This is a genomic window from Cytobacillus massiliigabonensis (assembly GCF_900199725.1).
Taxonomy (GTDB): Bacteria; Bacillota; Bacilli; order Bacillales; family Cytobacillaceae; genus Cytobacillus; species Cytobacillus massiliigabonensis.
Genome location: NZ_LT904904.1, coordinates 947,272 through 957,726, shown reverse-complemented (window position 1 = coordinate 957,726; position 10,455 = coordinate 947,272). Strand labels below are relative to the sequence as shown.

11 protein-coding genes are annotated in these 10,455 nt (G+C 38.1%); 5 read left to right on the top strand and 6 right to left on the bottom strand.

The genetic code is table 11. The annotated features are described in order from the left end of the window. A partial coding sequence (gene pruA / locus C1726_RS15710; RefSeq protein ID WP_102274033.1) for an L-glutamate gamma-semialdehyde dehydrogenase occupies positions 1 to 1,346 on the bottom strand: 1,346 nt, incomplete at its 3' end. Between the two features lie 171 nt (positions 1,347 to 1,517). Here pruA and C1726_RS15705 point away from each other — a divergent pair. Beyond that, positions 1,518 to 2,915: a sigma-54 interaction domain-containing protein gene (locus C1726_RS15705; RefSeq protein ID WP_102274032.1), complete on the top strand. Its 1,398-nt coding sequence runs from the start codon at positions 1,518 to 1,520 to the stop codon at positions 2,913 to 2,915. A 43-nt stretch (positions 2,916 to 2,958) separates the two neighbouring features. Here the strand turns inward: C1726_RS15705 and yugI are convergent, their stop codons facing one another. Further along, positions 2,959 to 3,339, bottom strand: coding sequence for a S1 domain-containing post-transcriptional regulator GSP13 (yugI, locus tag C1726_RS15700; protein ID WP_102274031.1), 381 nt, complete (start codon positions 3,337 to 3,339; stop codon positions 2,959 to 2,961). A 313-nt stretch (positions 3,340 to 3,652) separates the two neighbouring features. On the opposite strand from yugI, the gene C1726_RS15695 reads away from it, so the two are divergent. Continuing rightward, positions 3,653 to 4,474: an alpha/beta fold hydrolase gene (locus C1726_RS15695; RefSeq protein ID WP_102274030.1), complete on the top strand. Its 822-nt coding sequence runs from the start codon at positions 3,653 to 3,655 to the stop codon at positions 4,472 to 4,474. Between the two features lie 39 nt (positions 4,475 to 4,513). Here the strand turns inward: C1726_RS15695 and C1726_RS15690 are convergent, their stop codons facing one another. Then, positions 4,514 to 4,774 carry a DUF1871 family protein gene (locus C1726_RS15690; RefSeq protein ID WP_102274029.1) on the bottom strand — a complete coding sequence of 87 codons (261 nt, stop codon included), beginning with the start codon at positions 4,772 to 4,774 and terminating at the stop codon, positions 4,514 to 4,516. 81 nt (positions 4,775 to 4,855) lie between these two features. On the opposite strand from C1726_RS15690, the gene C1726_RS15685 reads away from it, so the two are divergent. Continuing rightward, positions 4,856 to 6,022, top strand: a complete 1,167-nt coding sequence (locus tag C1726_RS15685; protein WP_102274028.1) for a MalY/PatB family protein — start codon at positions 4,856 to 4,858, stop codon at positions 6,020 to 6,022. A 148-nt stretch (positions 6,023 to 6,170) separates the two neighbouring features. On the opposite strand, the gene C1726_RS15680 is transcribed toward C1726_RS15685, so the two are convergent. Next, positions 6,171 to 6,719 (bottom strand): superoxide dismutase family protein, encoded by a 549-nt coding sequence (locus C1726_RS15680; protein WP_102274027.1) that lies wholly within the window; start codon positions 6,717 to 6,719, stop codon positions 6,171 to 6,173. Positions 6,720 to 6,992: 273 nt separating this feature from the next. Continuing rightward, positions 6,993 to 7,205, bottom strand: coding sequence for a hypothetical protein (locus tag C1726_RS15675; protein ID WP_102274026.1), 213 nt, complete (start codon positions 7,203 to 7,205; stop codon positions 6,993 to 6,995). Positions 7,206 to 7,362: 157 nt separating this feature from the next. On the opposite strand from C1726_RS15675, the gene C1726_RS15670 reads away from it, so the two are divergent. Continuing rightward, positions 7,363 to 7,743 carry a kinase-associated lipoprotein B gene (locus C1726_RS15670; protein ID WP_102274025.1) on the top strand — a complete coding sequence of 127 codons (381 nt, stop codon included), beginning with the start codon at positions 7,363 to 7,365 and terminating at the stop codon, positions 7,741 to 7,743. 45 nt (positions 7,744 to 7,788) lie between these two features. On the opposite strand, the gene kapD is transcribed toward C1726_RS15670, so the two are convergent. Next, positions 7,789 to 8,406, bottom strand: coding sequence for a 3'-5' exonuclease KapD (kapD, locus tag C1726_RS15665; protein ID WP_102274024.1), 618 nt, complete (start codon positions 8,404 to 8,406; stop codon positions 7,789 to 7,791). A gap of 198 nt (positions 8,407 to 8,604) precedes the next feature. On the opposite strand from kapD, the gene C1726_RS15660 reads away from it, so the two are divergent. Next, positions 8,605 to 10,455 carry a transglycosylase domain-containing protein gene (locus tag C1726_RS15660; protein ID WP_235822788.1) on the top strand — a complete coding sequence of 617 codons (1,851 nt, stop codon included), beginning with the start codon at positions 8,605 to 8,607 and terminating at the stop codon, positions 10,453 to 10,455.

Below are 10,455 nucleotides of genomic sequence, written 5' to 3'. Positions count from 1 at the left end.
ATAACCGCTCCTGTTAAACCATATTCTGTGTTGTTCGCAATTTCAATTGCATGATCGAAATCCTTTGCTTTTGTAAATCCAACAATCGGACCAAAGATTTCCTCTTTCATGATGCGAGCTTCTGGATCAAGGTCTGCGAAAATTGTCGGCTTAATGAAGTAGCCTTTGGAGTCGTCTCCTTCTCCGCCTGTCATAAGCTTTCCTTCTTTTTTGCCAATTTCAATATAGCTCATGATCTTATCATATGCACTTTGATCGATTACTGTAGCCATGTAGTTATTCGGGTCCGTTGGGTCCCCTTGTGTTAATTCATTTGTTAATTCAACTGCACGATTTAACACTTGGTCGTACACATCTTCAACGATGACTGCACGAGAGCATGCAGAGCATTTTTGCCCTGAGAAGCCAAATGCAGAGGCAACGATCGAAGTCGCAGCTAACTCAAGATCCGCTTCCTTATCGACAACGATTGTGTCTTTTCCGCCCATTTCTGCAATGACACGCTTCATCCAAACTTGGCCTTCGCTTAATTTAGAAGCACGTTCAAAAATACGAAGACCTACGTCACGAGATCCTGTAAAGCTAATGAAACGTGTATCCTTATGGTCTACTAAGTAGTCGCCCACTTCTGCACCGCTTCCTGGTACAAAGTTTAACACACCTTTAGGAAGACCCGCTTCTTCCATGACCTCAACGAATTTTGCGGCAACAACTGGAGTAGTTGAAGCTGGCTTTAAAAGAACTGTATTTCCCGCTACGATTGCCGCAACAGTCGTTCCAGCCATGATCGCTAATGGGAAGTTCCATGGTGAAATGATGATTCCAACACCTAATGGAATGTAATCATAACGGTTATATTCATTTGGACGGCTGTTTACAGGCACGCCTTCTTTAATTTTCAACATTTGACGAGCATAGAATTCAAGGAAATCAATTGCTTCTGCTGTATCTGCATCCGCTTCATTCCATGGCTTGCCTGCTTCTTTTGTTAAAAGTGCAGAAAACTCATGCTTGCGGCGGCGAATGATGGCAGCTGCTTTGAATAATACGTCTGCACGTGTTTCAGCTTTTACTTTTTTCCATGTTTTAAACGCTTCTACTGCAGCTTGCATCGCTTTTTCAGCAAGATCGCGGTTTGCTTTAGACACACGGCCAATTACTTCTGTTTTATTAGCAGGATTATAAGATACGATTTTCTCTTCTGTAGAGATGCGCTCTCCGTCGATAACTAGATCGTAATCCTTCCCTAAATAGCTTTCAACTGTTTTTAACCCAGTTAAATAGGCTTGATGATTTTCTTCCAATTTAAAATTAGTAAATGGTTCATGCTTATATGGTTGTACCATGTTTCCATCCTCCTCTATCAATATCAGCACAAAATATTATTGCAAGAAGTGTGCCAAAATTCAAAACGATATACAATCAATATTCTCTTGTTATAGTGCAAATTTTATTTGCGTTTTTATGCACAAAAGTGCAAACTTATATTGCACTTTAAACCAAAAAGGAGGATAGATATGAGAAAACAAAACCTGCCTTCTGATCGATTAAAGAATAAATTGTTTGATAAAATTCTTAAAGAAATCGACATCGGGATCCATGCCGTCAACCAAGAAGGAAAGACAATCATTTATAACAGAAAAATGGCCGAAATAGAGGGGATGGAGTTTGAAGACGTTCTTGATAAAGACCTCTTAGATGTCTTTTCTTTTCATAAAAATGAATATAGCACTCTGATAAAAGCCCTCACTAAAGGGGAAACAATCATCAATGCGAAGCAAACGTATTTTAATAACCGCGGACAAGAAATAACAACAATTAATAATACTTTTCCAATAGTTGATGAGGGAGTACGAATTGGTGCCATCGAAATTGCCCGTGATGTCACTAAGCTAGAAAAACTGATTAGAGAAAATATGAACAAGAAAAGTGATACACGCTATACTTTCGACAGCATTATCGGAAGCAGCAATGAAATCAAAGATGTAATCGAGGCAAGCAAGCGAGCAACAAGAACAAATTCATCCATTCTTATTACCGGAGACACAGGGACCGGAAAAGAGCTTTTTGCACAAAGTATTCATAATGGCAGCACCCGCTCTGCCAGACCATATATTTCACAAAATTGTGCTGCACTTCCAGATAACTTAATTGAGGGGTTGCTTTTCGGGACAAAAAAAGGGGCTTTTACAGGAGCCATTGAACGGCCTGGTTTATTTGAACAAGCAGAAGGCGGAACATTGCTCTTAGATGAAATCAACTCACTTAATCCTGCCCTGCAGGCAAAGCTTCTGCGATCTATACAGGAAAAAACGGTCCGGCGCATAGGTGACACGAAGGATCGAAAAATTGATGTTAGAATAATCGCCACAATTAATGAAGATCCAATTGACGCGATTTCTGAAGGAAGACTCCGCAAAGACTTATATTATAGACTAAGTGTCGTTTCCCTATTTATTCCTCCCTTGCGTGACAGAAAAGTGGATATTCCTGACCTTGTTCGGTTTTTTATCGAAAAATATAATCATTTATTCGGAATGTTGGTTAAAGAAGTTGACGAAAAAGTATTGAATAGCTTTTATCAATATGAATGGCCTGGAAATGTTAGAGAGCTTGAGCACGTGATTGAGGGAGCGATGAACTTGATTGATTATGAGGATACGATTACATATTCACATTTACCAATCCATTTTCGCAACAAGCCTCAATTCAAAGCAGATACTAAGGATTATCCTATTTCTATTGAAAACAGTTACGATATAAAACCATTAGATACATACTTAGAGGAAATAGAATCGAACTATTTGCAGAAGGTGTTAACATACCACAATCATAATATTACCCAAGCCGCAAAATCTCTAGGCATGAGCAGACAGAACCTTCAGTACCGAATAAAAAAATATGAATTAAAATAAAATCCTCTGTCACAAATGACAGAGGATTTTATTTATTTATTTATTAAGCCTGAGACTGATTAATCCACTCTTGAAGCTTATCTTTGAGTGTATTGAAGCCTTGCGCAGTATCATTTTCTACTTTAACTGGTGCCGCTTGACGTTTGCGAGGCTTTTTCGCCTTTACTTCAACTGCTGGCGCTTCCTCAGTTGCACGGATAGATAATCCGATTTTACCTGCTTCTTCATCAACAGATAAAACTTTAACGTTTACTTCATCGCCCACTTTAAGAAATTCATTAATATCTTTTACGAAACCATGAGTTACTTCTGAGATATGAACAAGTCCTTGTGTATTTTCATCTAAAGCAACGAACGCACCGTATGGTTGAACCCCAGTTACCTTTCCTGTAATAACACTTCCTACTTCGATTTTTTCAGACATGAAAACACTCCTAAATTATATATTATTTTTCGTTTTTATTCGCAATTAAAAATTATATCATAGTTGGGCTTGTTTTTCAAAAGTTATTTATATACGGTGTTATTCTATTTTGTGCGCGAATTCTTTAATTATGTTTTAAAAAAGGATTTAACCAATGTATAAAATAATAAAATGTGGTTATCCTTATCTTATAAAGCTTTCTAGTATTCCCCCCTTTTTTGAACGGACATTCCTAAGTGGTTTGTCCCTTTTTTATTGTCTTCACACAAAATTTCCAGCATACTGTTCACGAGTATAGAAGGAGGAATGGAAGATGAACAGCAATCTAGTCACCCTGAATGGAAATGAGATTTATTACGAATCTTACCTTCATGCCCATTCTAAAAAGACCGTTGTTTTACTGCATGGCTTCCTTTCTTCTACCTTTAGCTTCAGACACCTTATTCCACTTCTAAAAAACGAGTATAATGTAATATCCGTTGACCTGCCCCCATTTGGTAAAAGCGGGAAGTCCAGCAGCTATATATATTCATACGAAAATCATTCAATGACAGTCATCAAGCTATGCGAAAGCCTTCAATTGAAAGACATTATAATTATTGGACATTCTATGGGAGGGCAAATCGCCTTAAATATCGCTTACCTACGACCTGATCTCATAGCCCAATGTGTATTATTGTGCAGTTCGGCTTATCTTAAAAAGTCAAAGCGTTCTCTTATTATGTCGAGCTATCTGCCTTTTTTCCATCTATTTATTAAGCGTTATCTTGAAAAATCAGGGGTTGAAAAGAACTTAAGAAATGTCGTCTATGACCATTCAAAAATTGATAAGGAAATGGAAAAGGGCTATTTAGAACCATTCTTAGAGGATCGTATCTTTCATGCTTTGACAAGAATGATTAGGGACCGTGAAGGCGACCTACCTATTGAAAGGCTTCATAAAATTCATACACCTTGTTTATTAATTTGGGGGGAGCATGATAAAGTCGTTCCATTACACATCGGAAAGCAGCTTCATAAGGATTTAAAAAATTCCAAGCTAATTGTATTGAAAGAAACTGGTCATCTTGTTCCTGAGGAAAAACCAGAAGAGGTTTTATCCCATATTAAAAATTTCGTAAATAAAACCAAATAAAAATCACCCTTTTCCGTTAATGGAAGGGTGATTTTCTTTTTATAATTGGCAAGATCCACTATTTTTAATTGAGATGAGCTTTTCGGCTATTTCTTTGCAATTTGCAAGTGGAATTATCTGCTCGAATGAAAATTCATAAATAGCTTGGATTTTTCTCGCAAGTTTTTCCTGATCATCTATATCATGAACAGCCTGAATTACGTCTGCTATTTCTGTATCATAATTGCCTTCACCCATTTGAAATGGGTCCCATTCATCTAGCGTGCATACAAGCTGTATGTTCATTTCTTGAATTTGCATCATGATCACCTTTTATTTTACTTTTTCTTTTCATCCATTATTATAGAGTAAAGAAGAAATAAATGAAAAGGCGGGGACGAAATGAATAAGTACGATTTTAATCAAAAATTGAATCGAGAACACACTTCATCCGTTAAATGGGGGCTAACCAAGCAAATCTTTGGAACAGATGATGTCTTGCCCATGTGGGTCGCGGATATGGACTTTTCACCTCCAAATGAAGTGAAAGAAGCCATTCAAGAAAGAGTAGATCATGGAATATACGGCTATACTTACTCACCGCCCTCTACTACAGAAGCCATTCAAATGTGGCTCAAAAAAAGACACAGCTGGGAAATTAACCATTCATGGGTTCTATACAGCTCAGGAGTCGTTCCATCCATCTCAATCGCCATCGAAGCCTTTACCACACCAGGAGATAAAGTTATGCTGCAATCACCTGTTTACACCCCTTTCTTTGAAATGATAGAAAAAAATAATCGAAAAATCGTAAACACTCCATTGAAATTAATAAATAACCGCTATGAAATCGACTTTACATTATTTGAAAATCATCTAAAGGATGGTGTGAAACTATTCCTGCTTTGCAATCCTCATAATCCTAGCGGCAGAGTATGGACGAAAGAAGAATTAACAAGAATTGTCGAACTATGCCATCAATACAACTGCCTAATACTTTCTGATGAAATTCATTCTGATTTAATTTTAAAGAATAAGCACGTACCTATTGCCTCTTTGAACGATACATATAAAGAAATTACAGTCACTTGTATCGCACCTAGTAAAACGTTTAATCTTGCTGGACTCCAAGCCTCAGCTGTTATTATTCCAAATAAACAACTTCGTAAAGCCTTTAAAGACGTACAAGAACGGCAAGGATTCTTTAGTTTATCCACTTTTGGCATCATTGGGATGGAAGCTGCCTACAGATCTGGTGAACAATGGCTGGAAGAACTGTTAGCCTATATAAAGGAAAACGTTAAAACTGTAAAAGAATACATTGATGAACACATCCCAGGCATATCAGTTATGGAGCCAGAGGGAAGCTACCTCATTTGGCTTAACTGTCAGGCACTCCAATTAAGCGACGAGGAAATCAAGGATCGATTATTAATAAAAGGAAAATTAGCATTAGAGCCAGGAAAGAAATATGGTCCCGGCGGAGAGGGCTTTGTCCGAATGAACATTGCTTGTCCAAGAGAGATCGTACTAGAAGGATTAGAAAGGCTGAAAAGGGCTTTCTCTTAACTCACTTCTTTAGGAAGAACAAATAGGGTCTATTGAGCATTCCCCCTTTGAGTTTTCTCTCATTGGGAGAACCCATAGACCCCTATTGGATTCCCTTTCTTGCAGCTTGCTCTCATTTCGGGAATCAATAAATCCTAAAAGACTGGGTTTAATCATCCTGTGCTTTTTTCTGCCCCTTTGAATCTTTATCTTTTGAAATGGAACCGCAAGCAATACGTGCAGCTGAATCACCTGCTGGCTGAGTCATGCCGTCATCGGCTGATTCGTGGATAACTATGGATGTTCCCTCTTTTGTTAATAATGATTTTTTGTTTTCTTTTAAAGTCACTTGTGGAGCCATGAGCTCTGCTTTGACCTTCCCGTCATCTTCGACAATTAGGTTAGGGAGATCCCCGGCATGCGCACCCTTCGGATGAAGAAGTCCATGTTCCTTATCCTCAGGATTAAAGTGGTTACCTGCTGATTTAAAATCAGGCGGCTCACATTTGCTTGTTTCATGGATATGAATAGCATGCTCCCCAGGAGGAAGCCCCTTCAAATCAACATTCATCTTTACTCCTGCAGCCTGTTCTTCTAATTTTATCTTGCCTAAAGAGTCGCCTACAGCATTAAACATCTCAACATCCAGGTTTCTAATATTTTCTTCCGCACACCCTGTAAGGAGAAGAATGGGGATGAGTAGCCACGCTTTTTTCATGATCTTAGATCCTCCATAAGACAATTTGCCCTTATTGTGTCCAAGATCATCCTTTGATAAACATAAGAAAAGCGCAAGCGCCTTGGTCATCACCGTACAAACTGGAAGGATCGGTTCTTTCGATATAGGAAACACGGTGAGCGAGAGCGAATCGATGTTGACGCAATCGTTGCGGAGGGGACCTGAAGTTTGATAGGCGATAAGACGCTTGCGCTAGACAATTTACTAATCTCAAAGTCATACTTTCTTATCTAAAAAAAAGAACAGCTGTTATTAACTGTTCTCACCGCTATTATTTATTTGATGCTGCAATCTTTCCTCTAGCTCTTTTGCCTTCATGGCCTCTTTTTTGGAGATTCTTACAAAGAATCTAAACGTGAAAAAAGCAGCAATCGCAAATACTCCTAAACTAATGGCAGCCGGGAGATACTCAGACTTATCTTCTGGAAAGTATAAAAACAAAGACAATACAGTCCATTTAAACATTCCATCCGTCCTTTCTATAAAAAACAGTCGTTTAATACTTTATTATATCACATCATAAACACTACTATAACGGTTTGTACTTTGTTTTTCCACTAAAGTAAGTCATAATAAGGATATAATTGGATCCTTTATTTAGAAGGAAAGAGGAGGATACAGCATGGAAGAATTCAAGATTGGTGACCGAGTAAGAGCCCACTATAAATCAGGAACCTATATTGGTGAAATCACAGAAATTCGACCACAGCATTATTTAGTAAGAGTACTTGCAGTGGCAAAACATCCAATGCAAGGGGATCTGCATAGTCCAAAGGATGGGGATGCGCTATTTTTTCATGAACGCAGAGCATTAGCCTACAGAGAACAGACAAATGTGCCTAAGAAAATGGTTAAGCATTTTGAAGAAGAAATTCCTGATTATAAAGATTCACTTAAACAAGCATTAGAAAAAATGAAACAGGAGCTGACAGGTGTTTCATCACCTTGGGCAGAACAAAGTCTTAAAAACATTGCATCATTGGAAATGGATTATTTTAAATAAGGCACAATTAACAAAAGCCAAATCGATACATAGCGATTTGGCTTTTTACGCAAATTTGTTCAGCAGCTTAGAAAAGTCAACCCGGTCACCAATTGTTGTCGGTTCAGGTTTTTGCAGATATCGCTTATCCTTTTCTACTAATCTAAAAATATTGTACGTTGTCATCGCATCATCTAATGCACGATGATGTTTGCCAGTCCCTTCTTTTCCATACTCTTGAACTGCCTTCCATAGCCCAGTCTGATTCTGATCGCCAAAGAAACGTTTATATTCCATCGATAAGTCAATTTCCTTCCCTTTAAACGGAAAAGGAATGCCTGCATGCTGGCAATTATTCCGGAGTACCCTCATATCCATATTTCCCCATGTAATTACCGTGCATGGATTGTTGCTTACATCTTTTAGTTTTTTAACTAATTCATTAAGTGATATTCCCTGATCGACCTGTTGCTGCGATATTCGAAGAAAGGATTTACAGCGGTCAGATAATATCGGGAAACGAATGGGAGAAATATATGACGAAAATTGTTCATATACTTGATTATTCTTAACAGCAACAACTCCTGCTTCGATGATTTCCGGATAAAATCCTTTGTATTGGCTGCTTCTATCTGGCATGGTAAATTCAAAATCGATAAATAAATAGCATTGCTCATCCTCCATTATCTCACCTGCTTTCATTAAAAATTGATACGAATATATTTTATTAATTATACCATGGAAAATTTTAATTTTTCTGTGTAATTTTATTTTTCTACAGATTTTCCAAAAGGGCACAAGCAATATTAAAAATTAACTTTTGCACTGGACAGCCGAATAATATTAATAGAGAGTAACGAAAGGAACGTGAGGCAGTTGCGCATGTTAACAGGATATATTCTAATCGCTGTTCTGCTTCCCTTCTTCATGGCGGTTGTATTTGTAGCCGGTTCAGAAATAAAGCAAGTTCAAGGCTTTCATGAAGTATTGGAAAAAAAGATCCCTATGAAAGAAATATCATTGCCGCAAACAAGCTTTATTAAAGCTTCCAATGGTGCGGTTATTTCTGAAATTTCTCAGCCTGTTAATCGGATCAATCTTGATTCAGCAGAGATTCCACTTTTTCTTAAAGAGCTATTCATTGTCTCAGAGGATCAGCATTTCTATGACCATTCTGGTTTTGATTTGCCCGCAATTGGAAGAGCCCTTGCTATTAATATGCACTCTAATGATATTAAACAAGGGGCAAGCACCATTACCCAGCAGCTTGCCAGGAATCTTTATTTAAACACGGAAAAATCCTATAACAGGAAGCTGAGTGAAGTTCTATATGCCTATGAAATTGAGCGCAACTATTCGAAAGAGGAAATTCTTGAGCTTTATATTAATGCGATTTATTTTCATAATGGCGTGTATGGGATTGAAGCAGCATCTCTGTATTATTTTCAAAAACAAACAAAAGAGCTCTCAAAAGCAGAGCTTGCTTTTCTAGCATCGATACCAAATAATCCGACTATGTATAATCCATTAAAACACTTTGATCGAACAAAGGAACGGCAAGAAAGGCTGATTGATCAACTAATTAAGCAGCAAGTGATTAGCTTAGCTGAAGCCGAGGAAATTAAAAGGGAGCCGATCCTTCTGAATCTAAGAGAACAAACAGATTTATATCCAGACTACGTAACATATGTCGAGCAAGAGCTTAGGGACCTTATCGCCCAACAGGAGGGCTTCGATATACAGTTAGCCAAAGCTGCTGAACAAGAAAAAGAAGAGATAAAGGCGGAGCAAAACAAACGCGTGAAGGAGGTAATTGCCTCTGGGATCGTTATCGAAACAGCTCTTGACACGAAAATACAGGAAAAGGCTAATGAATCTGTAAAGAATAGGCTTCCATATAAAGATATTGAGGGAGCAGCTGTTGTGATTAATCATGAGAATCATCAAGTTGTAGCTCTTGTTGGCGGAAAACAGTATCAGAAATATGATTTTAACAGAGGCTACCAAGCCTATAGACAGCCGGGATCTGCGATAAAGCCGCTGCTTGTATATGGTCCTTATCTGGAACGAACGAATGCTTCTCTGCAGAAAAAGATAAATGCAGGTCCGTATTGTAAAAACAGATACTGTCCGAAGAACTATGGAGGAGGAGTATATGGAATGGTCTCTTTAGAAAGAGCCTTTATATACTCTTATAATACACCGGCGGTTAGACTGCTAGAATCAATCGGTGTTGAGAATGGGTTTAAGGATCTCGCGAACTTTCAATTTAGCAAAGTAACAACATCAGATTATATGCTTTCCGCTGCACTTGGCGGGTTATCCTATGGGATGACACCGCTTGAACTCACTTCAGCCTATACCACTTTTGCTGCCGATGGGAATTATCAGCCATCACGAGCGATAAAAAAAGTAACAGCCATGGATGGAAAAGTTCTATATAGCTGGAACGATAGCAATACGAAAATCTGGAGTAATCAAACGACTGATAAAATTAGACAATTAATGAAAAAAACGATTCAATCTGGAACCGCAAATAAGATATATATTTCAAGCGGTTATGCCGGTGGAAAAACTGGGACAACAAATGATTATAAAGACTATTGGTTTATCGGTCTAACCGATCAGTATACTGCAGGGGTCTGGGTTGGAAAGGATAAGCCGGAAAACATGAAATCCATCCAATCTGCAGCACCGCAGCAGCTCATTTGGAAGGACATTATGACTGATTAA

Coding starts and splice junctions, on each gene's coding strand:
- C1726_RS15705 (WP_102274032.1), top strand. CDS start 1,518: ATGAGAAAACAAAACCTGCCTTCTGATCGATTAAAGAATAAATTGTTT.
- yugI (WP_102274031.1), bottom strand. CDS start 3,339: ATGTCTGAAAAAATCGAAGTAGGAAGTGTTATTACAGGAAAGGTAACT.
- C1726_RS15695 (WP_102274030.1), top strand. CDS start 3,653: ATGAACAGCAATCTAGTCACCCTGAATGGAAATGAGATTTATTACGAA.
- C1726_RS15690 (WP_102274029.1), bottom strand. CDS start 4,774: ATGCAAATTCAAGAAATGAACATACAGCTTGTATGCACGCTAGATGAA.
- C1726_RS15685 (WP_102274028.1), top strand. CDS start 4,856: ATGAATAAGTACGATTTTAATCAAAAATTGAATCGAGAACACACTTCA.
- C1726_RS15680 (WP_102274027.1), bottom strand. CDS start 6,719: ATGAAAAAAGCGTGGCTACTCATCCCCATTCTTCTCCTTACAGGGTGT.
- C1726_RS15675 (WP_102274026.1), bottom strand. CDS start 7,205: ATGTTTAAATGGACTGTATTGTCTTTGTTTTTATACTTTCCAGAAGAT.
- C1726_RS15670 (WP_102274025.1), top strand. CDS start 7,363: ATGGAAGAATTCAAGATTGGTGACCGAGTAAGAGCCCACTATAAATCA.
- kapD (WP_102274024.1), bottom strand. CDS start 8,406: ATGGAGGATGAGCAATGCTATTTATTTATCGATTTTGAATTTACCATG.
- C1726_RS15660 (WP_235822788.1), top strand. CDS start 8,605: ATGTTAACAGGATATATTCTAATCGCTGTTCTGCTTCCCTTCTTCATG.